At 71.8% G+C, this 22,717-nt stretch carries 21 protein-coding genes, 1 tRNA gene and 1 pseudogene; 11 read left to right on the forward strand and 12 right to left on the reverse strand.

Annotated elements, in window-relative coordinates; all coding sequences use genetic code 11:
- Nucleotides 1–234: 234 nt before the first annotated feature.
- A pseudogene (gene mptB, locus BMW85_RS50995) lies at nt 235–1,233 on the forward strand (polyprenol phosphomannose-dependent alpha 1,6 mannosyltransferase MptB); the annotation flags it as partial.
- A 268-nt stretch (nt 1,234–1,501) separates the two neighbouring features.
- Here mptB and BMW85_RS51000 read toward each other — a convergent pair.
- Nucleotides 1,502–3,883: a hypothetical protein gene (locus BMW85_RS51000; protein ID WP_245774758.1), complete on the reverse strand. Its 2,382-nt coding sequence runs from the start codon at nt 3,881–3,883 to the stop codon at nt 1,502–1,504.
- Nucleotides 3,884–3,942: 59 nt separating this feature from the next.
- Between BMW85_RS51000 and BMW85_RS12940 the strand changes: the two genes are divergently transcribed.
- From BMW85_RS12940 to serS, 4 genes are all read left to right on the forward strand, one after another.
- Nucleotides 3,943–5,148 carry a glycosyltransferase 87 family protein gene (locus tag BMW85_RS12940; protein ID WP_245774759.1) on the forward strand — a complete coding sequence of 402 codons (1,206 nt, stop codon included), beginning with the start codon at nt 3,943–3,945 and terminating at the stop codon, nt 5,146–5,148.
- Between the two features lie 22 nt (nt 5,149–5,170).
- The gene (locus BMW85_RS12945) at nt 5,171–5,590 is read left to right on the forward strand and encodes a DUF4446 family protein (RefSeq protein ID WP_245774760.1); all 420 of its coding nucleotides are present in this window, start codon (nt 5,171–5,173) and stop codon (nt 5,588–5,590) included.
- A 60-nt stretch (nt 5,591–5,650) separates the two neighbouring features.
- Nucleotides 5,651–6,574 (forward strand): prephenate dehydratase, encoded by a 924-nt coding sequence (gene pheA / locus BMW85_RS12950; RefSeq protein WP_091081008.1) that lies wholly within the window; start codon nt 5,651–5,653, stop codon nt 6,572–6,574.
- Nucleotides 6,575–6,638: 64 nt separating this feature from the next.
- Nucleotides 6,639–7,904, forward strand: coding sequence for a serine--tRNA ligase (serS, locus tag BMW85_RS12955; protein ID WP_091081011.1), 1,266 nt, complete (start codon nt 6,639–6,641; stop codon nt 7,902–7,904).
- 21 nt (nt 7,905–7,925) lie between these two features.
- On the opposite strand, the gene BMW85_RS12960 is transcribed toward serS, so the two are convergent.
- Both BMW85_RS12960 and BMW85_RS12965 read right to left on the reverse strand, forming a co-directional pair.
- Nucleotides 7,926–9,239, reverse strand: a complete 1,314-nt coding sequence (locus BMW85_RS12960) for a hypothetical protein (protein ID WP_091081012.1) — start codon at nt 9,237–9,239, stop codon at nt 7,926–7,928.
- Between the two features lie 151 nt (nt 9,240–9,390).
- On the reverse strand, nt 9,391–9,594 hold the full coding sequence (locus BMW85_RS12965; protein WP_091081014.1) for a cold-shock protein: 204 nt from the start codon (nt 9,592–9,594) through the stop codon (nt 9,391–9,393).
- Nucleotides 9,595–9,817: 223 nt separating this feature from the next.
- On the opposite strand from BMW85_RS12965, the gene BMW85_RS12970 reads away from it, so the two are divergent.
- Entirely contained in the window at nt 9,818–10,600 is a 783-nt protein-coding gene (locus BMW85_RS12970) for an HAD family hydrolase (RefSeq protein ID WP_091081017.1), read from the forward strand.
- A gap of 25 nt (nt 10,601–10,625) precedes the next feature.
- Here the strand turns inward: BMW85_RS12970 and BMW85_RS12975 are convergent, their stop codons facing one another.
- Both BMW85_RS12975 and BMW85_RS12980 read right to left on the reverse strand, forming a co-directional pair.
- The gene (locus BMW85_RS12975; protein ID WP_091081019.1) at nt 10,626–11,147 is read right to left on the reverse strand and encodes a bacterial proteasome activator family protein; all 522 of its coding nucleotides are present in this window, start codon (nt 11,145–11,147) and stop codon (nt 10,626–10,628) included.
- 5 nt (nt 11,148–11,152) lie between these two features.
- The gene (locus BMW85_RS12980; RefSeq protein WP_091081021.1) at nt 11,153–12,109 is read right to left on the reverse strand and encodes an NAD(P)H-quinone oxidoreductase; all 957 of its coding nucleotides are present in this window, start codon (nt 12,107–12,109) and stop codon (nt 11,153–11,155) included.
- Nucleotides 12,110–12,223: 114 nt separating this feature from the next.
- On the opposite strand from BMW85_RS12980, the gene BMW85_RS51005 reads away from it, so the two are divergent.
- Nucleotides 12,224–14,413 carry a MinD/ParA family ATP-binding protein gene (locus BMW85_RS51005; RefSeq protein ID WP_245774761.1) on the forward strand — a complete coding sequence of 730 codons (2,190 nt, stop codon included), beginning with the start codon at nt 12,224–12,226 and terminating at the stop codon, nt 14,411–14,413.
- 1 nt (nt 14,414) lies between these two features.
- On the opposite strand, the gene BMW85_RS12990 is transcribed toward BMW85_RS51005, so the two are convergent.
- Nucleotides 14,415–14,501 (reverse strand) — tRNA-Ser (locus tag BMW85_RS12990).
- A gap of 51 nt (nt 14,502–14,552) precedes the next feature.
- Between BMW85_RS12990 and BMW85_RS12995 the strand changes: the two genes are divergently transcribed.
- Entirely contained in the window at nt 14,553–14,873 is a 321-nt protein-coding gene (locus BMW85_RS12995; protein WP_218155763.1) for an STAS domain-containing protein, read from the forward strand.
- Here the strand turns inward: BMW85_RS12995 and BMW85_RS13000 are convergent.
- Genes BMW85_RS13000 through BMW85_RS13025 form a run of 6 tightly spaced genes read right to left on the reverse strand, consistent with a single transcriptional unit; the run spans nt 14,823 to nt 19,442 of the window.
- Nucleotides 14,823–15,707, reverse strand: coding sequence for an NUDIX hydrolase (locus BMW85_RS13000; protein ID WP_091081025.1), 885 nt, complete (start codon nt 15,705–15,707; stop codon nt 14,823–14,825). The two genes, BMW85_RS12995 and BMW85_RS13000, sit on opposite strands and share 51 nt — an antisense overlap.
- 12 nt (nt 15,708–15,719) lie before the next feature.
- Entirely contained in the window at nt 15,720–16,454 is a 735-nt protein-coding gene (locus BMW85_RS13005; RefSeq protein ID WP_245774762.1) for a M15 family metallopeptidase, read from the reverse strand.
- 29 nt (nt 16,455–16,483) lie between these two features.
- Complete coding sequence (locus tag BMW85_RS13010) at nt 16,484–16,960, reverse strand: universal stress protein (RefSeq protein ID WP_091081031.1); 477 nt, start codon at nt 16,958–16,960, stop codon at nt 16,484–16,486.
- A gap of 12 nt (nt 16,961–16,972) precedes the next feature.
- On the reverse strand, nt 16,973–17,209 hold the full coding sequence (locus BMW85_RS13015) for a hypothetical protein (RefSeq protein WP_091081033.1): 237 nt from the start codon (nt 17,207–17,209) through the stop codon (nt 16,973–16,975).
- On the reverse strand, nt 17,206–17,634 hold the full coding sequence (locus tag BMW85_RS13020; RefSeq protein ID WP_091081036.1) for a hypothetical protein: 429 nt from the start codon (nt 17,632–17,634) through the stop codon (nt 17,206–17,208). The genes BMW85_RS13015 and BMW85_RS13020 overlap by 4 nt, the downstream gene beginning before the upstream one ends.
- On the reverse strand, nt 17,631–19,442 hold the full coding sequence (locus BMW85_RS13025) for an MDR family MFS transporter (RefSeq protein ID WP_091081038.1): 1,812 nt from the start codon (nt 19,440–19,442) through the stop codon (nt 17,631–17,633). The genes BMW85_RS13020 and BMW85_RS13025 overlap by 4 nt, the downstream gene beginning before the upstream one ends.
- Nucleotides 19,443–19,562: 120 nt before the next feature.
- On the opposite strand from BMW85_RS13025, the gene BMW85_RS13030 reads away from it, so the two are divergent.
- From BMW85_RS13030 to BMW85_RS13040, 3 genes are all read left to right on the forward strand, one after another.
- Nucleotides 19,563–20,141 (forward strand): TetR/AcrR family transcriptional regulator, encoded by a 579-nt coding sequence (locus BMW85_RS13030; protein ID WP_091081040.1) that lies wholly within the window; start codon nt 19,563–19,565, stop codon nt 20,139–20,141.
- Nucleotides 20,142–20,279: 138 nt separating this feature from the next.
- Entirely contained in the window at nt 20,280–21,611 is a 1,332-nt protein-coding gene (locus BMW85_RS13035) for a glycoside hydrolase family 6 protein (protein WP_091081043.1), read from the forward strand.
- Between the two features lie 117 nt (nt 21,612–21,728).
- Nucleotides 21,729–22,709 carry an LLM class flavin-dependent oxidoreductase gene (locus tag BMW85_RS13040; protein ID WP_091081045.1) on the forward strand — a complete coding sequence of 327 codons (981 nt, stop codon included), beginning with the start codon at nt 21,729–21,731 and terminating at the stop codon, nt 22,707–22,709.
- Nucleotides 22,710–22,717 lie beyond the last annotated feature (8 nt).

Raw genomic sequence — 22,717 nt, forward strand, 5'->3', positions numbered from 1 at the left:
GCACTTCCGCCCGGGTGCCCGGCGCCTTGTCCACAGGTCCACAGGTGCCCGGCCCTGTTGTCCACAGGTGCCTGCCGTCCGGGCGAAGGCCGTGCGCGCGTGTGCTGGAATACGCGGGTGACTTCGGAGAGGCGGCACGACACCGCGCGCGGGCGGCTCGCGTGGGCGGGCATGTGGGCGATCGGCGCCTCCGTCCTGCTGACGGCCGTCATCGGCCTGCTCGGCCCGTCGCCCATGGTCCCCGCGCTGGGCGGCCCTTCCTGGCAGCCGCCCTACTCCCTGGACGCCCGTCCCGATCCGCACCTGGCGATCGCCCTCGCCGCGGCGGCGATCATCCTCGGCGGCCTCGGCCTGCTGGCCACGTTGCCCGCCCTCCGCACGCCGCTCAGCGGCGGCCGGCTGCCGGACGGGAGACTGCTGGTCCTGCTCGGCTGCCTCGCCGCCGCGGTCCTCGCCTTCCTGCCCCCTTCGGGCTCCGGCGACCACCTCAACTACGCCGCCTACGGCCGCATGCTCACCCTGGGGCTCAACCCCTACACGCACGGGGCCGCCGACCTCCCCGGTGACGCGATCGCCGACGCGGTCGAGCGGCCGTGGCGCGAGGAGCCCAGCGTCTACGGCCCGGTCGCGACGGCGGTGCAGGCGTTCGCGAGCTGGGTCGGCGGCGACTCGCTCCGGCTGACGATCTTCGTCCTGGCGCTGGTCAACGCCGCCGCCTTCATCGTGACGGCCCTGCTCATCGACCGCTTCACCAGGCACGACGAGGCCGCCCGACGCCGCGCCGCGCTGCTGTGGGCGGCCAACCCGCTCCTGCTCTACCACCTGGTCGCCGGCATGCACGTGGACACCCTGGCCGTGGCCTGCATGGTCGCCGCCCTCCTCGCGAGGGGCCGTCCGGTGGGCGGGGGCGTCCTGCTCGGCCTGGGCGTGGCGATCAAGGTCAACGCGGGTCTCGTCGCGCTGGGCCCGGCCTGGGAGCTGCGCCGCCGTCCCGGCCGCCTGGCCGTCATGGCGGGATGCGCCCTGGCGGTGGTGGTCGCCGGATACGCCGTGGCGGGCACGGACGCGATCGCGCCGGTGACCCGCACCAGCAAGGCGATCTCGCACGCCACGATCTGGAAGCTCGTCCAGGGCTGGCTGCAGTCGGTCGTCGGCACGGGGACGGCCTACCGCGGCGAGATCCAGGTCGGCTCGCTCCTGCTGCTCGCGCTGCTGGCCTGGCTGCTGCTCAGGTGGGCCGCCCGCACCGGATGGGCCTGGGACATCGGGCAGCCCGCCGGGGCGGCCGGGCTCGGCGCGCCGGTGGTGGCGGCCGGGCTGGCGGTGGCGTACGTGTTCGCCTCGCCTTACGTGCTTCCCTGGTACGACGGGCTGGCCTTCGGGATGCTGGCGCTCGTGGCGGGCTCGGCGGTGGACGGGTTCCTCGTCGTGCACCTGCTGGCCCTGTCGCTCGCCTACCTGCCCGCCCGCGTCGACGGGCAGCCCGCCGACCTCGGCTGGCTCAGCGGTGTGGTCCGGCCTCAGACGGCTTGGGTGCTGCTCGCCCTGACGACCGCCCTGGCGGTGTGGGCCTGGCGAGCTGCAGGGCGCGCACACACGCCGCCAGCGTCAGCGGCACCGCCACCGTGAGCGCCATGGCGGGGATGGCGATGCCCGAGTCGTTCATCAGAAACCCGACGAACGCGCACGTCAACGCGCCGAACAGGCCGGCACGGAGCGTCGGGGCGAGGGCATAGACCTGTCCGAGCGCCGCGGCCCCATACCGCGAGGGCCGGGCCAGCACCAGGAAGAGGAACGCGAGCGCGACCAGCGTGAGGAGGGTCAGTGACCAGTTCCCGACCGTGACGCCGATCATCGCGCTGAACTTCCGGGCGACGACGGTCCACGCCTGGCCGTCGATGACCTGCTGCACGAACGTCCCCAGATGCGTCCGCTGCGCCTCCGGACGCAACCAGTCGACCACCGACAACACCCCGACGATCGCCACCCCCGCGATGCCGACCAGCAGCAGCTTGAGCAGCGACACCCGCCGGCCGGAGAGGAGGATCAGGAAGACGGCCAGCCCGATCACGAACGCCGGCACCCCGCCGAAGTCCGCTCCCCAGGACGGCCAGCCGTCCGCGAACACCGCGAACATCCCGTAGAGCGCGCAGCCCCCGACCACGACGAGCCTGGAGACGCCTCTGGCCAGCAGCCACTGCGCGATCCCCGCCAGGCCCAGGATCGTGCCGGTGGCGTAGACGGCGAAGGCGATGTTGCTGAAGCCGTAGAAGCGGCCGCCGGTGACGGGCTCGTACCCGGTGACGGCGTTCACCTGGAGTTTGGAGCCGGTCATGACGTCGATGAGCAGGGCCAGGGACGTCAGCGCCGCGACGACGGTCAGCGGGCCCAGCACGTGCGCCCGCCACGGGCCGGCGAACGCGGCGCCGGTGACGAGCGCCGCGATGCCCAGGATCGTCACGACGACCGAGACCATCGGCACGGGGAGGGTCCACCAGGGCACGAGCTGCGCCAGGAAGGTGGAGACGGCGATCGCGCCGCTCAGCACGGCGACGATCTGGACGGCGCGGAGCAACCTGGACGTGCTCGCGTCCACCGCCCCGTCGCCCTCGCCTTCCCCTTCGCCTTCGCCGTCGGGGGTCGATGGCTTCGTGGTGCTCGGCGCCGCACCCTCGGGCGGTGCGGCGGCGTCGTCTCCGGCTGGGGTGGTGGAGCGGCGGCGGCGCAGGGCGAGGGCGGCGCAGGCGTAGAAGAGGAGCTGGAGGGTGACCAGGACGGTGAAGAACGGGCCGCGGACGTTCCGGAGCACCTGGCTGGCGAGGTCGGCGTCGGCGAGGCCGGACACCGTGTCCGCCGTGCTGCCGGAGGCGGGAGCACCCGGCTGCCAGGGGCGGCCGACCACTTCGCGCGGCTGCGGCAGGCCCAGGAGCTGGATGGCGGTCGCCGTGAGGTCGGTGATGGTGACCAGGGCGTCCTGGCGGGTGGAGGTGGCGGTGAGGTCGCCGCGCGGGTACGGCTCCCCGGCAGGGGACGGGCCGGTGGCCACGGCGACGTGGAGGTGGGCGTTCGGGGTCACGTCGGATAGGCCGGCGACCAGGATCGTGGTGCCGGGCGGGAGCCGGTCGAGCAGGGCGGCGAGCCCGCGGTCGGCCTCGGCGACGGCGGCCTCGCGGGTGGCGGCGGGCATCCCGGCGGGGACGCCGTACTCGTCGAGGGGCTGGCGGGACCAGGCGTCGGCGAGGGCGGCGGCGTCGAGGACGATGAGGTTGTACGGGGCCGGGTCGCCCAGGGCGTCAGGGGTTGGGACGTATTTGGCGATATTTCCGGACTTGTCGGCACCGGCGATGGCCGCTCCCGGACCGATGGCGGCGACCTTGCCCCCGGCGTCCGTCACCAGTTGACCGAGCGTGCCGATCCGGGCGTCGTACCCGGTCTCGGACTGGTAGGCGGACATGGCCTGCCAGCCGGGGACGGTGGCGCCGCCGTCGCCGCGCCCCGACGGCTGAGGGGTGGCGGGGGCGGGGCAGCCCTTGCCGTCGGTGCCGGCGCGCTGCCCCGCGGAGACGGTCAGCCAGCCGGCGACAGGACAGGTGATGCCCCGGTCCGGCGGCGGCACGGCCCTGGTGGAGAGCGAGGCCGAGGAGCCCTGGCCGACGAGTTTCCAGAGGGTGGGGGTGCGGGTCGCGTCGAGGTCGCTCCACTGGATTCCGGGCACGCCGATCAGCGCCACCCGGCCGCTCGGCGCCGCCTGCCGGCTCTGGGCGGCGGCCGTGGCCGGGATGAGGGTCAGGAGGGTGAGGAGGACGGCGGCGACGCCGTACGCAAGGCGGGGGCGGGAGCCCGGCCGACCTCCTGGCAGGCCGGATGCGCTCTCGTACGCCATGGATGGAACCCCCCGTGATTGCCCCTCGATAAACAACAGCCACGGTAACGTGCCACACCGTGACAAGAGGCGAGGTGCAGGTGAACCGGCGACAGTGGTGGGCATGGGCGATCGTGGCGCTGGCCGTCGCGGCGGCCGTCGCGCCGCTCGTGCACACATGGCTCACGAACCCGGACGACCAGCGCCTGGTCGACCTGGACGTCTACCGGACCGGCGGGCAGATGCTGCTCGAAGGGCGCCCGGTGTACGCCGCCTACACGCCCGCGCCGCAGTTGCTGCCGTTCACGTACCCGCCGGTGGCGGCCATGCTGGCGGTCGGGCTGGCCGTGATGTCGTGGGAGGCGGCCCAGTGGGTGTGGACGGCCGGGATCTACGTGACGCTGGCGGTGACCGTCTGGTTCTCGTTCCGTCAGGTGCTGACGGGGGAGGCGGTCCGGCGGTACGCGCCGTGGGTGTTCGGGCTGCTCATGGTGGCCTGCGCCTACCTGATGCCGATCCGCGACCAGGTGCGCTTCGGGCAGGTGGACATCCTGCTGGTCGCGCTCTGCGTCGCCGACTGCCTGGCCAAGCGCCCCTGGTGGCCGCGCGGCTTCCTGATCGGGCTGGCCACGGCGGTCAAGCTCACGCCGGGCGTGTTCCTGATCTATCTCCTGGTCACCCGGCAGTGGCGGACGTTCTGGATGGCGGCGTTCGTGACGGCGGTGCTCACGCTGCTGCCGTTCGCGGTGATCCCGGAGGACGCGGCCGACTTCTGGTTCTCGGCGCTGCTCGACCCGGAGCGGCTCGGCGCGAACGCGGCCACCACGAACCAGTCGATGCGCGGCATGCTGATCCGTCTCTACATGAACGACACGGTGGAGTCGGCGATCTGGCTGGTGCTGGTCGCCGTGGTCGCCTGGTTCGGCTTCCGCGGGGCGCGGGACGCCTACCGGGCGGGTGACCCGCTCACCGCCGTGGCGCTGGTCGGCCTGATGGCCGTGCTGCTCTCGCCGGTCGCCTGGATCCACCACCTGGCCTGGATCGTCGTGGTGCTCGGGGCGATCGTGGGCGACGGGCGCGACCCCGTACGGCGGCGGGTGGCGGGCGGGGCGTGGCTGTACTACGTGGTGCCGGTCCCGTGGTGGGGGGTGGCGCTGATCGCGGCCGGCATCCCGGGGGTGAGCCTGGTGCTGGGGAAGATCGTTCAGAACGGGTTCGGGCTGGGGGCGCTGGTCCTGGTGTGGTTGCTGGTGTCGTGGTTGCCGAAACGGCGCGAGCTTGTTTGACTGAGCCGTTACCCTCGGTCACGTGCTCGTTACCGCATGGGTGATCGTGGGCGTCGTCGCCGGGGTCAGCGGCGTGCTGATCGGCCGGCTGTCGCTGCGGCAGGCCAGGGCCGCCGTGGAGGACTGCCAGCGGATGCTGGCCAGGCAGAGCAGCGAGGGCATGGGCGACCTCAAGGCCATCAGGGACGTCGCGGTCTGCCGCTACGACGCGCTGTCCGAGATGCGCGGGCGGCTGTCGTTCTCGGTGGCGATGATCAACGGGCTGGGCGACGGGATCGTGCTGACCTCGATCAACGGGCAGAGCGAGACGCGCACGTACGTACGGCCCGTGGTGGGCGGCAAGGGCGAGCAGCCGCTGTCGCCCGAGGAGGCGGAGGCGGTGCGGGCCGCCCGGCTGGGGCTCGGACCGCTGGTGCCGTGCCGCTCGGCGGGCCCGCTGTGACCTGAAGGATCAGGGGTGAAACGGGCGCGGACCCGGGCGACCTGCGGATACCCTGGACGCATGCCCAGACTCGCCTACCTCGGGCCCGAGGGTACGTTCACCGAAGAGGCCCTCAGCCTCCTCGACCCGACGGCCGAGCGGCTGCCCTGCGCCAGCGTGAGCGCGGCGCTCAACGCGGCCCGCGCCGGCGAGGCCGACGGAGCCGTGGTCCCGCTGGAGAACTCCATCGAGGGCGCGATCACCACGACGCTCGACGAGTTCGCCTGGGGCGAGCCGCTGCTGATCACGGCCGAGCTGCTGCTGCCGGTGCGGTTCTCGCTGCTGGCCAGGCCCGGCACCGAGATCCCGCACATCAAGCGCCTCTACACGCACCCGGCGGCGATCACGCAGTGCCGGGGCTACATCGCGCGCGAGCTGCCGGACGCGGTCGTGGTGGCCGCGCCCTCGACGGCCGCCGCGGCGCAGGAGGTCTCGCTGCCGGGCTCCCCGTACGACGCCGCGATCGCCCCCCGCATCGCCGGCGAGTACTACGGGCTGACCGAGCTGGCCGGCGGCATCGGCGACCGGTCCGACACGGTGACCAGGTTCGTCAAGGTCAACCGTCCCGGCGGGCCGCTGCCCGAGCCGACCGGCTCCGACCGTACGACGCTGGTGGTCTTCCTGGCCGACGACCATCCGGGCGCGCTGCTGGAGATGCTGACCGAGTTCTCGGTGCGCGGCGTCAACCTCACGCGCATCGAGTCGCGCCCCACCGGCGACGGCATCGGGCGCTACTTCTTCCACTTCGACTTCGAGGGGCACATCGGCGACGCGCGGGTCGGCGAGGCCATCGCCGGGCTCCACCGCATCTGCGGCGAGGTGCGCTTCCTCGGCAGCTATCCGCGGGCCGACGGCATGGCGCCGCAGATCAAGCGGGGCACCTCGGACGCGGAGTTCGGCGAGGCGGGCGAGTGGCTGGCCCGCGTCCGCGCCGGCCAGGTCTGACAGAGATCCCCGGCGGGCGGTAATCCGGGGGCGGGACGGCGTCCGGCGCCGGTAGCCTTTCCTTGTGATTGACCTGCGTACCCTTCGTGAGGATCCCGACCGGCTACGGGCTTCGCAGCGTGCCCGCGGCGAGGACGACTCGGTCGTCGACACGCTGCTCGACCTGGACGAGCGCCGCCGCGCCGCGCTGACCTCGTTCGAGTCCCTGCGCGCCGAGCAGAAGAGCATGGGCAAGTCGGTCTCCAAGGCGCAGGGCGAGGAGAAGGCCGCGCTGCTGCAGCGCGCCAAGGACCTCGCGAGCCAGGTCAAGGCGGCCGAGTCGGAGGCGGAGAAGCTCGGCGCCGAGCTCGACGACCTGGTGCAGGCGGTGCCCAACATCGTCGAGGAGGGCGCGCCCGCCGGCGGCGAGGACGACTACGTGGTCCTGGAGACGGTGGGGCGGCCGCGCGAGTTCGACTTCGAGCCGAAGGACCACCTGGAGCTGGGCGAGGCGCTCGACGCCATCGACATGGAGCGGGGCGCCAAGGTGTCCGGCTCGCGGTTCTTCTTCCTCAAGGGCCTCGGCGCGCGGCTGCAGCTCGGGCTGCTCAACATGGCGATGCAGCAGGCGATCGAGGCCGGCTTCACGCCGATGATCACGCCGGTGCTCGTCAAGCCGGAGACCATGCAGGGCACCGGCTTCCACGTCGCGCACGACAAGGAGATCTACCGCCTGCCCGAGGACGACCTCTACCTCGTCGGCACGTCGGAGGTCTCGCTGGCCGGCTACCACGCCCAGGAGATCGTCGACGCGGGCGCGCTGCCGCTGCGCTACGCGGGCTGGTCGTCGTGCTTCCGCCGCGAGGCCGGCTCCTACGGCAAGGACACCCGCGGCATCATCCGCGTCCACCAGTTCGACAAGGTGGAGATGTTCTCGTACGTGCGGCCGGAGGAGGCCCACGAGGAGCACCTGCGCCTGCTCGCCTGGGAGAAGGAGATGCTGGCCAAGATCGAGGTGCCCTACCGCGTGATCGACACGGCGGCGGGCGACCTCGGCATGTCGGCGGCGCGCAAGTTCGACTGCGAGGCGTGGATCCCGAGCCAGGGCCGCTACCGCGAGCTGACCTCGACCTCCAACTGCACGGAGTTCCAGGCGCGCAGGCTCGCCGCCCGCTTCCGCGACAAGGACGGCAAGCCGCGCCACCTGGCCACGCTCAACGGCACGCTGGCCACCACCCGGTGGATCGTGGCGATCCTGGAGAACCACCAGCAGGCCGACGGCTCGGTGGTGGTGCCCCAGGCGCTGCGCCCGTACGTCGGGCTCGACGTCCTCACGCCGACCAAGCCGTAGCCGCGACCGGCGCCCGCGGGCTCACAGGGCCGCGGGCGCCTTCGCGGCGTCCTTCCTGATGAGCGCCAGGTCCACGGCCAGCACCAGCGAGGTCAGCAGCGCGGCCACCGCGACCGCGGTCCAGTACGACCCGAAGTCCCCGTCGGCCCAGCCCACGAAGGGCAGGTAGACGGTCAGGTAGACCAGCGGCGCGCTCAGCACGCCCACGGCTACGGGCAGCGGGCGCGCCTGCCCCATGATCAGCAGAATGACGCCGACGATGACGCCCGTGGGGACCATCGCGGCCGTGATGAGCGCGAACACCCCCGAGATCGTGGCGGCGGACGCGAAGCCCAGGAAGCTCAGGCAGGCCGCCGTCGTCACGATCAGGTAAGCGCGGTGATACCGGCGCAGCCCGGCTCCGGCGGCCCCGAACAGCAGGCAGCCGGCCAGGAAGGCCGCGGTGACCCCTTCGGCGTGGATGTCCGTGGCGCGCTCCGGCTCGCCGGGCCGGCCGAGCCGCCGCCAGGAGCCGGTCTCGTCGCGGAGCAGGATGCCCTCGCTGCCGTTGGCGACGACCACCACGTGCCCGCCGCGCCAGCCCTGCACGGCGAGGCCGCCGGAGCGCGGGAGGCGGTCGCCGAACTGCCGGACGAGGCGGTCGTGGTCGTCGCGGGACGGCGACCACGACAGGCGCCAGGTGTCGCCGCCGTCGTCGGACTGCTCGACCCCCAGCCGTCCTGAGGCCACGCGGTAGCAGCGGGTGGCCTGGTAGGGCACGCACATGGCCTTCGCCGGCCTCTTGGGCGGGCGGTCGAACGAGTCCTCGAAGATCCAGGTGTCGCCCCTGTCCGCCGAGGTCCACGCCGCCGAGCCGTCGGTGTGGACGATGACGCGCTCGCCGCGCACCTCGACGGAGACGGCCTCGGACGTGGCCTCGGGGGCGGCGCCGCTGGCCGCGACCGCGAGCAGGGCCAGCGGCGCGGTCAGCAGGACGCGCAGGCGGGGTGAGGAGGGGGCGGTGAGGCTGCGGGCGCGTACCCACCAGGCGAGCGCGAGCGCCGGCAGGGCCAGCAGGTCCGTGGGATCGGCGAGGACGCGCGAAGGCCCCGCCACCAGGGTCCAGACATGGGAGGCGGCCTCAGCGCCCGTCTCCGTCGTTTTCACGAGCGCGAAGAGCACTCCCGTGGCCAGCGTGGCGGCCAGGTCGGCCCGGCGCAGGAAGAGGAGGGCCAGCAGCGGGGGCGCCACGAGCAGACCGGCCACGTCGCTGAGCTTGCCCGTCACGAACCCGGGCCAGGCCTGCTTGAGCAGGTGGTCGTTGACCAGGAGCACGATCACCCCGGCAACGGTCACGGGATGACATAACCACGCGTACCTCATGTAGAGATCGACGCGCGCTGGAGCCCGCGCGTTCGGCGGGCGGCCCACCCGTGACCAACCCGACACATGCGAAAGCCGAGGTCCGCTGGACGCGAACCTCGGCCTTTACTTGCTAACTAACAGGTCAGATGGCGCGGACCTGGGAGGCCTGCGGCCCCTTCTGGCCCTGCGTGATCTCGAACTCGACCCGCTGGCCGTCTTCGAGGCTTCGGTAGCCACTGCCGACGATCTCGGAGAAGTGCACGAACACGTCCGGCGCACCGCCGTCCGGGGCGATGAAGCCGAAGCCCTTCTCAGCGTTGAACCACTTGACGGTTCCCTGAGCCATAAAAGCTCTCCCTCAGGATGTGAATCTATGGGACCCACACCTCGTGGGTCCCGGTGTGTCGTACAGCAGGCACCCGGGGTGGCTCAGACAATGTCATGCTGGTTTTCACTACGGGATCAGCTAATACAACGCCTTGCTATCTAACACCATTCTGGCGCGTCGGTGTTCCCCTCCCTCCGAAGATTTCTGTCATCCCGCATCACCGGGCAAACTGGAACCTGTTATGCGCAGCGACCCGACACCCCGCCTTGTGGCCACCGACCTGGACGGAACCGCTCTTCGCCGGGACGGAACCGTGTCTCCCCGGACCGTCGCGGCCTTCGCCCGCGTCGAGGACTCCGGTGCCATGCTCGTGTTCGTGACCGGCCGGCCGCCCCGGTGGATGGGGGGTGTGGCGAGTGCGGTACGTCACCATGGGCTCGCGATCTGTGCGAATGGGGCCCTGATCTACGATCTCCATACCGAGCGGATAGTTGAATCTCACCTCATCGAGGCGGAGGTCCTTGAGGAAGTCGTCGCTCAGCTAAGAGCGAACGTGTCCGATCTCGTATTTTCGGTCGAGTATGAAGCCGGTTTTGCGCATGAGTCCGATTTCCTGGACCGCCGGGTGGTCGAGGCGCAGGCCGCCTCCATGACCGCCCGCCCGTGCGCCAAGCTGCTCGCCCTGCACCCGCACATGGACGCCGACGAACTGCACGTCGTGGTGCACGACCTGGTCGGCCACCTGGTGACGGCCACCCACTCCAGCCGCCGGGGACTCATCGAGATGAGCGCACAGGGCGTGACCAAGGCCACGGCGCTGGCGGCGTTCGCCGATGAGCAGGGCATCGAGGCCCACGAGGTGGTGGCGTTCGGGGACATGCCGAACGACCTGCCCATGCTGGGCTGGGCAGGCACGTCGTACGCGGTCGCGAACGCGCATCCCGACGTGCTGGCGGCGGTCGATCACGTGACCGCGGCCAACGACGAGGACGGCGTCGCGCAGGTGCTGGAAAAGCTGTTCTGACCCTCGGACGGGGGAAGCGAACGGCCTACAGGTAGGGCCCGGAACCTCCGTGGGGGCGCCCGGACTCGTCCATCGACTGCGGCACGCCGGGCAGCGCCCTGCGCATCTGCTCAAGCTGCGCGCGGGCCGCCATCTGCTGCGCGAACAGCGTGGTCTGGATGCCGTGGAACAGCCCTTCGAGCCAGCCGACCAGCTGGGCGTGCGCGATGCGCAGCTCGGCCTCGCTCGGCGGGGCGCCGGTGTCGTCCGTGAACGGCAGCGACAACCGCTCAAGCTCCTCGACCAGCTCCGGCGCCAGGCCGTCCTCCAGCTCCTTGATCGAGGAGGCGTGGATGTCCTTCAGCCGCTTGCGGCTGGCCTCGTCGAGAGGAGCGGCGCGCACCTCCTCCAGAAGCTGGCGGATCATGCTGCCGATGCGCATCACCTTCGCCGGCTGCTCGACCAGCTGGGTGACCGAACGGTCCTCTTCGCCGCTATCGCCCTGACTCCCCTGGAAGTCGGGGCCCACCACCACGATGTGAGGGGTGTTGTTGTCCTCAGCATTCATAACACTCACCGTACTAGCAGGATCTTGCCGACGTGCTCCCCGGAATCCAACATACGGTGCGCCTCGGCAGCAGCGGACATGGGGACTTCCGCGTACACGACCGGGCGCACCGCACCCCCCGCGACCAGCGGCCACACGTTCTCGACCACGCTGCGGACGATCACGCCCTTCTCGTCCACAGGCCGGGCGCGGAGCGTGGTGCCGTGCACGGAGGCACGCTTGGCCATGAGGGTCCCGAGGTTGATCTCGGCCTTGCTGCCGCCCTGGAGCGCGATGATCACCAGCCGGCCGCCGGTGCGCAGGACCTTGAGGTTCCCCGCGAGGTACTTCGCCCCGATGATGTCGAGGATGACGTCGGCCTGGACCTTCTCGGCGAAGTCCTCCTCGCGGTAGTTGACGACCTCGTCCGCGCCCAGCCTGAGCACCTGCTCGGCCTTCTCCGCGCTGCCGACGGTGGCGACCACGCGCGAGCCGAGCGCCTTGGCGAGCTGTACGGCGAACGTGCCGATGCCGCTCGCCCCGCCGTGCACCAGCAACGTCTCGCCCCTGCGCAGCCGGGCCAGCATGAAGACGTTCGACCAGACCGTGCAGGCGACCTCCGGCAGCCCGGCGGCCTCCTTGAGCGGCACGCCCTCGGGCGCCGGCATGACCTGCTGCCACGGCACCGCTACGCGCTCGGCGTAACCGCCGCCGCCGAGCAGCGCGCACACCTCGTCGCCCGGCTTGAACTGCTCGACGTCCGCGCCGACCTCGGCGACCACGCCCGAGACCTCCAGCCCCGGGTACGGCGGCGCGCCCGGCGGCGGGTCGTAGTGGCCGCCCCGCTGCAGGACGTCGGCACGATTGAGCGCGGAGGCGGTGACGTCGATGAGCACGTCCCCCCGTCCGACCTCGGGGTCGGGCACCTCGCGCCACTCCAGCACCTCCGGCCCGCCGGGCCGGGTGATCTCAATGGCTCGCATGCGATCCACGGTAGCCGGGCAAAGAAGTTGTGGGTTGGTGGGCTGGACCGGTTGCCAGCGCGTTAACCTGCAAGGTATTTGCTGCCCCTTTAGACCCACCCGAGGGGGAACACGGTGGCAAGACACGATCGAGAGGAATCTCTCGAGGAGCAGCTGGCCTGGCTTGACGCGATCAAGGAGAGCGACGAGACCCCGGTCAGCGTCGGCGCCCCGGCCGCGGCTGCCGACGAGGCGGTCTCGCCGTACCCCAAGGACCCCTGGTCGCTGGTCCCCGCGCAGCCCGAGACCCCGGCGCCGACGCTGTTCCGCGCTGCCGCCGACTCCGTGGCCGCCGCCGACGCCGAGCCCGTCGCGGACGCTGACGCCGAGACCGGATGGCTCGGGGACGCGGCCACCACGGACATCACCCGGGAGGCCCTGCGGGAGATCAACCGGGACCAGCCGCCCGCTCCCGCCGTGGACGATCCGTTCCACGCGCCGCTCAAGCCGCTGCCGCGGCCCGACGACACCGACACGTACGGGCTGACGTTCAGGCCGTCCGCCGAGCCCGCCCAGCCGCCCGCGGCGGACAGGCCCGAGGAAGGACGCCAGGAAGAAGGACCTCAGGACCGGCGTGAGGACGAGACCTGGCCGCCGGCCGAATGGTCGCGGCCGTCGGAGCCGGGCGGATGGCGGCGGGGGGCGTTCGAGGAGCCCGCGCGGGAGGAGTCGCCTGCGCAGGAGGAGCAGCCGGAGCCCTGGGCCGCCACCCAGCCCAGGAACGAGCCCCCGAAGTGGGGCGAGCCCGACTCAGGGCCCCAGGTTGAGCCCACCGCCGCGTTCAGCGCCGAGCTCAGCGGCGCCGATCCCAGCGTCGGCGACCGGCCCGCAGGTTCCGTTCCCAAGGATGAGCCCACCCCGCAGGTGGACACGCCGGAGGCCGCCGAGCACCGCACGGAGCGGCCCCACGAGCCCGTGACCCACGAGCCCGTGACCCGCGGGCCCGTGACCCACGAGCCCGTGACCCGCGAGCCCGCGACCCGCGAGCCCGCGACCTACGAGCAGGACCTGCCCCGCTCCGAGTCGCCCCCGCCGGATCCGCTCAGTCCCGGCCCGCTCAGTCCCGGCTCATTCGGGGCCGAGTCATCCCGCGCGGAGCAGCCCAGCGGCGAGCGCGCCGGCAGCGGACGCGCCACGAGCGGGTCCACCGGGATCGAGCCCACCGGGACGGAGCCGCCGGGGAGCGGCCCGCTGCAGCGGCAGGACCGCCCCCAGCGGCCTGAGCAGCAGGAGTGGCGCCCGGCCGAACGTGACATCCCGCCCGTCGTCCGCCGCCGCCCGGCCCCCGTCCCCGTGTTCACCTCCCCGCCGCGCCCGCCGGTCACCGGCCGCCCGACGGCCGACAGCCTCGACCCCGAGACCCTGCTCCGAGGCCGCCGCAACGCCCCGTCCAAGGGCTGGCGCCGCCTGGTCTACAAGGCGTCCGGCGGCTGGATCAAGCCGGGCGAGCCGCCGGAGGTCCGCCGCCGCCGCGAGCTGATGAACCGTGCCCGCACCCCGGTCACCACCGGCCACCACCGGGTGGCCGTGCTGAGCCTGAAGGGCGGCGTGGGCAAGACCACGACCACCGTCGGCCTCGGCGCCACGCTGGCCCAGGTGCGCGGCGACCGCGTCATCGCCGTCGACGCCAACCCCGACCGCGGCACGCTCTCCGACAAGCTGGTGCTGGAGACCTCGGCCACCGTGCGTGACCTGCTCAACGAGCGCGACCAGGTCAAGCGCTACGTCGACATCAGGGCGTTCACCTCGCAGGCGCCGTCCCGGCTGGAGGTGCTGGCCTCGGACCGCGACCCGTCGGTGTCGGAGGCGTTCAGCGGTGCCGACTACCAGGCCGTCTCGCAGGTGCTGGAGAACTTCTACTCGATCTGCATCACCGACTGCGGCACCGGCCTGCTCCACTCGGCGATGGGCGGCGTGCTCGGGCTGGCCGACCAGATCGTGCTGGTCAGCTCCCCGTCGGTGGACGGCGCGCGGGCGGCCTCGGCCACGCTCGACTGGCTGGAGGCCCACCACTACGGCGATCTGGTGAAGAACGCGACGGTGGTGCTGTGCAGTGTCAGGCCGCGGTCGAAGTCGGCGGTGGACATCCAGAAGCTGGAGGCCCACTTCGCGGCCCGGTGCCGGGCGGTGGTGCAGGTGCCGTACGACCCGCATCTGGAGGAGGGCGCGGAGATCGACCTGGACCGGCTCCAGGACAGCACGCGGGAGGCTTACCTCAAGCTGGCCGCGCACGTGGGCGATGGTTTCGCGGCCCTGAGGGAGTGAGCGGAGGGTGTGGGATTCGAACCCACGAGGCCATCGCTGACCTGGCCGCTTTCAAGGCGGCTGCACTCGTCCACTATGCGAACCCTCCTGTGCGGAAACCACGATAGCGGCTGTGGTGAGGCCGGTGTACGTTCAGGAGGTGGCGGATCTCGACGTCGAGGTGGAGCGCGGCGGCCCCCGCGCGCGCGTCCACGTGATCGGCGAGCTCGACAAGCTCACCGCGCCGTTGTTGAAGGAGAGCCTGACCGCGCTCTTCGCCGAGGGCAGGGTGGACGTCGTCGTCGACGCCAGCCTGCTCGACTTCTGCGATTCGAGCGGCCTGTGGGCGCTGGTCGAGCATCAGCGCCGGGTCTCGGCCCATGCCGGCTCGCTGACCCTGGTGGGCGTGCACGGGGTCCTGGAGCGGGTGTTAGAGGTGACCGGGCTCAAGGCCGTCTTCGACGGAGTGGTGCTCGCCTAGCTGTGACAGCAGCCATTTCGGGCCGACGCACTCCGCGCCCAGCTCGCTCACCCGCTGCCGCAGCCCTCGGTCGGCGGTGACGACGAGCATCCGCTCCCAGGGCTTGGCCTGGCGTACGACCTCGACGATCGTGTCGTCGCCGCTGCCCGTGGCGGGGACGACGTGCACGCCGGGCAGGCCGGGCACGTCCTTGGCCGCCCCTTCGACGATCGCGACCACCCTCGGGAACCATTGCGCCAGCACCGGATGCCGCAGCCCGAGCCCGGCGACGTCCTCGAGCAGCCGCGCGGCGGCCCCGGCCCGGTCGCGCCACCAGCCGTGCTCGGCCCGCGCGCCGACGATGTTGGCGACGTCGAGGACGATCGTCTCCGGCTGGAGCGTCCCCTGGATGGTGCCCCAGGTGGCGGCGAAGCCCGGATGCAGCTCGTGCGCGGCGATCTCGGGCAGGGCGACCCAGCGCAGCTCGGTGCTCTCCTGGTTGGCGGGGGCGGCGGCCAGCAGCTCGGCCGACTCGGCGATCACCGTCTCGAACGCCCACCCGCCGTGGTCGTCGAGGTAGACGCCCCGCACCTGCAGCCCGTCGGCGCCGAGCGCGGCCTCCTCGCGGGCCTCGCGCAGCGCCGAGGTGAGGGCGTCCTCGTGGCTGTCGCGGGCGCCGCCGGGCAGCCCCCAGGTGCCGCCGTGGTGGCTCCACCAGACCCGTTTCTGCATGAGCACGTACGGGATCCCGGCCGGGTCGTGGTGCACGAGGAGGAGCCCTGACGCCCCGTGCAGTCCCCAGTGCCGATGGCCCTGGGCGCACTCGATCCAGCCGTCGCCGTCCTTAACCGTCATGGCGTGATTGTGTCAGCCTCCGCCCTTGGAGAAGTGCTGGAAGTCCTTGGTGCCGGACCAGTAGCCGCCCCACTCCCAGCCGACCTGCGCGAACGCCTTCACGACCTTGTCGCCGGGATTGATCACACCTTTGCCCTTCATCGGGCGCTTCGTAAACTCTTCGGCATTTTTGTGCGCCGTGCTGCCACTTGCGGTGACATATGGGTTTTCGCGGGGGTTGATGTCGATCGCCTTGCCGTAGGCGTGGTTCGACCAGCTGCTGGACCCGGTGGCCCGCCGGCAGTTGAAGGCCGAGGTGTTGTCGGCCTCGATCGAGGCGTAGTCGTCGGCCTTGAAGGCGTCCACGAGCTTCATCTGCCTGATGGGCCAGCGCCATCCGTACAGCTTGCCGAAGACCGTCACGATGTCGTCGGTGACGCTCTTGTGGACCACGAGCTCGCCGGTGTGCGGCTTGCCGTCGAACCCCCAGTACGACAGCGTCACCAGCCGCAGATCCCGGTAGCTGACCGGGCAGCCGGGCCGCCAGGAGTAGGGCAGGCGGTCACGCGCGACGGGCGTCACCTTCGCCGCGAACGCGGGCGGCGCGGTGGCACTCGGCGTCGCCGTGGGCGAGGCCGTGGGCGACGCCGTGGCCGCCGGTGAACTCGTGGCCGGCGCGGGAGTGGGAGCGGACGACGCGACGGGCTCCGCCGCGCCGCACGACACGGTCGTGAGGACTACGAACGCCATGGCGGCAGCACGCTTCATCTCGCCACAATATGCGACGTCTTGCCAGGTCAGGGGACTATCAGCACAGTACGGCGAGCCCGCTTCGCCAGCGAGCCCGCCACCGACCCGAACAGGGAGCGCCGCGAGCGGCCCACCACGATGGCGTCGGCCATGTAAGAGCTGGCCAGCGTCTCCAGCTCCCGGGCCGCGTCGCCCCGGACGCTGACGAACCGCCACGGCACGCCGCTGCCCCTCAGCTCGTCCTTGAGGTCCTCCGTCAGGTCGGCCGCCGAGTCGGGGACGATGGGCGAGCCGGCGAAGAACCACAGGGACGCGCTGTTCAGCGACTCGACGAAGACGACGAGCAGCGAGGCGTTGTCCCTGCGGGCCAGCCCGGCCGCGTACGCGAGCGCGTTGCGGCTCGGCCCGGACCCGTCGAACCCCACCACCAGCAGGCCCGCGCCGTCCTTGCCGATCTCGAACGCCCCGTCGGGGAGCCGGCCTGCCAGCGGCTCCCAGCGGGGGTCCACGTCACCGCCGGACACGGCGCTCTCGCGTCAGCTCTCGGCGTGCTTGCCGCGACGCGCCAGCTCGCGCAGGGCGTCGGCGGCGTAGACGACGAGGGCGACGAACGTGAGCCCGATCAGGCCGCCCCCGACCCACAGGTCGTTGACGGTCGCGTCGGCGTACTCGGCGCCCCTCGGCTGGTAGCCGACCGCGAACGGGGCCGCGACCAGCCACAGGCCCCCCAGGAACAGCACGACCAGGGCGCCCGCGCCCAGCTTCGCCTTCATCGGTTCTCCTCCACTCCGACCAGGGTGGTCCTGCCGTTCTGACGGTGCTCGCCGCCGGCGCGGTCGGTCCGGTTCATGTCCTCGCGAAGGGCCTCGACGAGCGGGGCGAGCAGGGCCGCCAGCTCGGCCGAGGACGCCTGCGGCGGCGCGGCCGGGACGATCTCGGGCTCGGGCTCGACCCGGCGCGGCTTCACGACCACGGCGCCGCGGACGACCAGGTCCTCGTAGATGGCGAGGGCGAAGCTGATCGCGCCGACGAGTCCCACGACGGCCACGCCGAGACCGGTCCAGAACTCGGAGGTGGTGATGTCGGTCCAGTCGCGGTTCTCCGGCTGGCTGCCGAGGGCCCAGGGGGCGATCATCAGCCACAGCCCGGCCAGCACGGCCAGGGCGGAGGCGACGGCGCCCACGAACTTACGAATCATTGAGGGATTCCTCCTGTGACGAGGTCTTTCTGTGCCGGCGCGGCCTGCGCGAGCAGCGCGCGCGAGGTCGGGCGCAGCACCGTCTGCGCCACCGACCTGGCGCGCTCGCGCTCGGACCCCGAGTCCTCGGGCGCCATCCTGGCGACCGCGGTGAGCAGCGCGGACGGCTCGCCGTTGGCGCGCTCGACCCGCTGGGCGACGAGCTCCAGCAGCAGCCCGGCGAGGACGAGGTCGTCCTTGCTGAGCGGCTGCGGCGCCGCCGGGGGCGGCGTGGTGGAGCCGCGCAGCGGCAGCTCCTTGAGGAAGAGCGTGGCGATGAAGCCGAGCAGCGCGATGGGCACGCCCACGATGAACACGGTCTCCAGGCCGCGGGTGAACGCCTCCAGCACGATGTTCTTGAGCGGGGTGGGCATCGACTGGATGGCGTCAGGGCTGCCGAGCTTGACGTCCCCGCCGCCGCCGACCTTGAGGCCGGCCTCGGCGATGAGCGTGGCCATCTCGTCCTTGAGCCGGTTGGTCAGGATGGCGCCGAACGCGGCCACGCCGACGGCGCCGCCCAGCGAGCGGAAGAACGACACGCCGGACGTGGTCGAGGCCATGTCGCGCAGCTCGGAGCCGTTCTGCGCGGCGAGGATGAGCATCTGCATGGAAAGGCCCAGCCCGACGCCGAGCACGGCCACGTCGAAGCCGATGAGCCATTCGCTGGAGTCGACGTGCAGCCGCGACAGCATGAACAGCCCGATGGCCACGATGAGCAGGCCGGCGACGGGGAAGATCTTCCACTTGCCGGTGCTGGTGACGATCTTGCCGGAGATGACGCCGGACAGGAACAGCGCCACGACCATGGGCAGCGTCATCAGACCGGAGTTCGTCGGGCTCATGCCCTTGACGATCTGCAGGTACTGGGGCAGGTAGATCATCGCGCCGAACATCGCCATGCCGACGAAGAGCGAGGCGAGGCTGGTCAGCACGAACGTCGGGTTACGGAACAGCCGCGGCGGCAGGATCGGGTTCTTGGCCGTCCGCTCGGCCAGCACCGACAGCGCCAGCATGAGCAGGGCGATCGCGGCCAGGAAGTACGTCCAGAACGAGTTCCACTCGAACTCGTTCCCGCCGAGCGTGAGCAGCAGCATGAGCGCGCTCGCGCTGGCCGTGATGGTCGTCGCGCCCCAGATGTCGATGGAGGTGTTGCGCTTGACCGGCGGCAGCCGCAGCACCTTCTGGATGACGATGAACGCCACCAACGCGAACGGCACCACGACGTAGAAGCACCAACGCCAGCCGAGCCAGTCGGCGTCCACGATGAACCCGCCGAGCAGCGGTCCGGCGACCGTCGAGATGCCGAAGACCGCCCCCATGTAGCCGGAGTACCGGCCGCGCTCGCGGGGCGAGACGATGTCCCCGAGGATCACCTGGGAGAGCGCCGACAATCCACCCACGCCCAGGCCCTGCACGGCACGGGCCGCGATGAGCTGTCCCATGTCCTGCGAGAGGCCCGCCACCAAGGACGCCGCCACGAACAGGCCCAGCGCCGTCTGGAAGAGCAGCTTGCGCCCGAACAGGTCGGACAGCTTGCCCCACAGCGGCGTGGAGACCGTCATCGTCAGCATGGTGGCGCTGGCCACCCATGAGTACTGGTCCTGACCGCCGAGCTCCCCCACGATCGTCGGCAGAGCCGTGCCCACCACCGAGGTCGAGATCATCGACGTGAGCATCGCGAGCATCAGCCCGGACATGACCTCGAGGATCTCGCGGTGGGTGTAGGTCCGCTTCGCGGAGGGAGCTGCGGCGTGAGCTTGGGTTACCAAGACACCACATTCCCTTCATACCGTTTTTACCCGACGCGAGTATACGCATGTTTACTAGCCGCGCGGCAAGCGGGGGTCAGTACACCCTCACGTGAACAGAGCGTGAGTAGAGTGCGGAACATGGAGGCCCAGGTGACCGAGAGCCAGGCGACCGAGAGCAGGCCGCGCGGGCGCGAGGCCACGCGCGAGCGCATCCTGCAGGCGGCGCGCACGCTGTTCGGTGAGCAGGGATACGAGCAGGTGACCGTCCGTACGATCGCCGCCGCGGCCGACGCGAACATCGCGCTGGTCGGCCGCTACTTCGGCTCCAAGGCCGGCCTGTTCGCCGCGGTCCTGGAGGGCGAGCCCACCATCGACCGGCTGCTCGAAGGCGAGCGCGCGGAGCTGCCGCGCCGGCTGGCCGAGTACGCCGCCGAGCGCATGCGCCGCCCCCCGGACAGCCCGATCCTGCGCGCGCTCGAACGCTCGGCCCGTCATCCCGAGATCGTGGACGTGGGCCGCGAGCGCCTGATCGCCGCCGTGCTCCAGCCGTTGCAGGCCCGGCTCGGCGGCGGCCCCGACGCGCTGGCGCGGGCCCGCATGGCCACCGCCGTCGTCCTCGGCATCGGCGCCACGCGCCGCCGCCTCGGCCCTGCCGTCCCCACGGCCCGCGACGTGGACCGGCTCACCGAGGTCTTCCGCGCCTGCCTGGAGGAGTGAAAGTTTCACCTCTCGTGTCCGGTCTGGCCTGCGGCGACGTGCTCGCGAGCGGTCGGAGGTCTTTGAGAGGGCGTGAACGGCTACCTACCATCCGTGGTGCCGGTGGGAGCGCTCCCACACAACCAACGGAGTGATTGCATGTCTCGCAGAAGGCCCGTGCTGGCGGCGTTCCTCACGGCGGCCGCCATGGCCGCGGCCGGGGCGGTCGTCATGTCCTCGTCCACCGCCCAGGCCGCCGACTCCGCTTTCTACGTCGATCCCCAGACCAACGCCGCCAAGTGGGTGGCCGCCAACCCGGGCGACAGCCGCACCCCCGTCATCAGGGACCGCATCGCCGCCGTGCCGCAGGGCCGCTGGTTCGCCAGCTACAACCCGTCCACCGTGCGCGCCCAGGTCGACGCCTACGTCGGCGCCGCCGCCTCGGCCGGCAAGATCCCCATCATGGTCGTGTACGCCATGCCCAACCGCGACTGCGGCGGCCCGAGCGCCGGCGGCGCCCCCGACCACACCTCCTACCGGTCCTGGATCGACCAGATCGCGCTCGGTCTGGCCGGCCGCCCGGCCACCGTCATCCTGGAGCCCGACGCCCTGGCCATCATGACCAACTGCATGAACGCCTCCGAGCAGGCCCAGGTCAAGGCGTCCATGGCGTACGCGGGCAAGAAGCTGCGCGGCCAGGCCAAGGTCTACTTCGACATCGGCCACGACGCCTGGCTGTCGCCCTCCGAGGCCGCCTCCCGGCTCAACGGGGCCGACGTCGCGGGCAGCGCCGACGGCATCGCGGTCAACACCTCCAACTACCGCTCGACGCCGGGCCTGGTGTCGTACGCGAAGAACGTGATCTCCGCGACCGGCGTCTCCAGGCTCAAGGCCGTCATCGACACCAGCCGCAACGGCAACGGCCCGGCCGGCAGCGAGTGGTGCGACCCGGCCGGCCGCGCCACCGGCACCTGGAGCACCACGAGCACCGGCGACTCCGCGGTCGACGCCTTCCTCTGGGTCAAGCCGCCCGGCGAGTCGGACGGGTGCATCGCGGCGGCCGGGCAGTTCGTGCCACAGCGGGCGTACGACCTGGCCATGGCGGCCCCGACCCCGACCGTCACCCCCACGGTGACTCCCACCGTCACCCCGACCGTGACCCCGACCGTCACCCCCACCAGCGGCCCCTCGGGCTGCACCGCCACGTACCGGATCGCCAGTCAGTGGCAGGGCGGCTACCAGGGCGAGGTCACCGTCAACAACACCGGCTCGTCGGCGATCTCCGGCTGGCGGGTGGGCTGGACGATGCCGAGCGGCCAGACCATCACCCAGCTCTGGAACGGCAACCTCTCCGGCTCCAGCGCCGTCACCGTCACCAACCTGTCCTGGAACGGCAACCTGTCCGGCGGCGCCGGGACCACGTTCGGCTTCCTGGTCAACTCCAGCGGCCAGAACACCACCCCGTCGCAGGTGACCTGCACCGCGTCCTGACCGTCGCCTGCCGGGCCCCACGCCTCGGGGCCCGGCAGTGCGGCTGAGATCCGCTGAAATATCCGCGCCCTCGTCGCTGTTGCACAGAGCCAGATCATCGACGAAAGGCGCGTACCCATGGCTTTGCCGCTGTCCATCCTTGATCTGGCGCACATCGGCGAGGGCGAGACGGCCGCGGACAGCTTCGCCGCCAGCGTCGCCCTGGCGCAGCGCGCGGAGGAGCTGGGCTACCGCCGCGTCTGGTACGCCGAGCACCACAACATGGACAGCATCGCCTCCTCGGCGACGAGCGTGCTCATCGCCCACATCGCCGCCCACACCCGGACGATCCGCCTCGGCGCGGGCGGCGTCATGCTCCCGAACCACTCGCCGCTGACGATCGCCGAGCAGTTCGGCACCCTGGAGACCCTGCACCCGGGCCGCATCGACCTCGGCCTCGGCCGCGCCCCCGGCAGCGACCAGAACACCATGCGCGCCCTGCGCCGCACCCCGTCGGCCGCCGACACGTTCCCGCAGGACGTGCTGGAGCTCCAGGGCTACCTGACCGGCGAGACCCGCATCCCCGGGGTCCACGCCACCCCGGGCAAGGGCACGAACGTGCCGCTCTACATCCTCGGCTCCTCCCTGTTCGGCGCGCAGCTCGCCGCCATGCTCGGGCTGCCGTACGCCTTCGCCTCGCACTTCGCCCCGACGGCGCTTGAGGAGGCGGTCACCGTCTACCGCACCGAGTTCAAGCCGTCCGCGCAGCTCGACCGGCCGTACGTCATCGCCGCGCTCAACGTCATCGCCGCCGACTCCGGCGAGGAGGCCCGCGAGCAGTTCCTGGAGGCCAAGCGGCTGCGGGTGAGCAAGTTCCTCGGGCGGGGCCGTACGTTCACGCCGGAGGAGGCGGACATGATCCTCGAATCGCCCGCCGGGCAGCAGCTCCTGCAGATGATGAAGTACTCGGCGGTCGGCGACCAGGCCGAGGTCAAGGAGTATGTCGACCGCTTCGCCGCGCACTCCCGCGCCGACGAGCTGATCGTCGCCTTCTCCGCCCCCGACCGGAAGGTGTGGCTGCGCTCGGCCGAACTGCTGGCGCAGGCGTACGACCTCTGACGCCCTTA

The sequence above is a fragment of the Nonomuraea wenchangensis genome, assembly GCF_900111685.1.
GTDB classification, from domain to species: domain Bacteria; phylum Actinomycetota; class Actinomycetes; order Streptosporangiales; family Streptosporangiaceae; genus Nonomuraea; species Nonomuraea wenchangensis.

What these genes read in the sequence shown, in the direction of transcription:
- BMW85_RS13035 (WP_091081043.1), top strand. Translation starts at nt 20,280, where the DNA reads ATGTCTCGCAGAAGGCCCGTGCTGGCGGCGTTCCTCACGGCGGCCGCC.
- BMW85_RS13030 (WP_091081040.1), top strand. Translation starts at nt 19,563, where the DNA reads ATGGAGGCCCAGGTGACCGAGAGCCAGGCGACCGAGAGCAGGCCGCGC.
- pheA (WP_091081008.1), top strand. Translation starts at nt 5,651, where the DNA reads ATGCCCAGACTCGCCTACCTCGGGCCCGAGGGTACGTTCACCGAAGAG.
- BMW85_RS12970 (WP_091081017.1), top strand. Translation starts at nt 9,818, where the DNA reads ATGCGCAGCGACCCGACACCCCGCCTTGTGGCCACCGACCTGGACGGA.
- BMW85_RS12965 (WP_091081014.1), bottom strand. Translation starts at nt 9,594, where the DNA reads ATGGCTCAGGGAACCGTCAAGTGGTTCAACGCTGAGAAGGGCTTCGGC.
- BMW85_RS13020 (WP_091081036.1), bottom strand. Translation starts at nt 17,634, where the DNA reads ATGATTCGTAAGTTCGTGGGCGCCGTCGCCTCCGCCCTGGCCGTGCTG.
- BMW85_RS13015 (WP_091081033.1), bottom strand. Translation starts at nt 17,209, where the DNA reads ATGAAGGCGAAGCTGGGCGCGGGCGCCCTGGTCGTGCTGTTCCTGGGG.
- BMW85_RS13040 (WP_091081045.1), top strand. Translation starts at nt 21,729, where the DNA reads ATGGCTTTGCCGCTGTCCATCCTTGATCTGGCGCACATCGGCGAGGGC.
- BMW85_RS12980 (WP_091081021.1), bottom strand. Translation starts at nt 12,109, where the DNA reads ATGCGAGCCATTGAGATCACCCGGCCCGGCGGGCCGGAGGTGCTGGAG.
- BMW85_RS13005 (WP_245774762.1), bottom strand. Translation starts at nt 16,454, where the DNA reads ATGAAGCGTGCTGCCGCCATGGCGTTCGTAGTCCTCACGACCGTGTCG.
- BMW85_RS12975 (WP_091081019.1), bottom strand. Translation starts at nt 11,147, where the DNA reads ATGAATGCTGAGGACAACAACACCCCTCACATCGTGGTGGTGGGCCCC.
- BMW85_RS51000 (WP_245774758.1), bottom strand. Translation starts at nt 3,883, where the DNA reads ATGGCGTACGAGAGCGCATCCGGCCTGCCAGGAGGTCGGCCGGGCTCC.
- BMW85_RS13000 (WP_091081025.1), bottom strand. Translation starts at nt 15,707, where the DNA reads ATGACGGTTAAGGACGGCGACGGCTGGATCGAGTGCGCCCAGGGCCAT.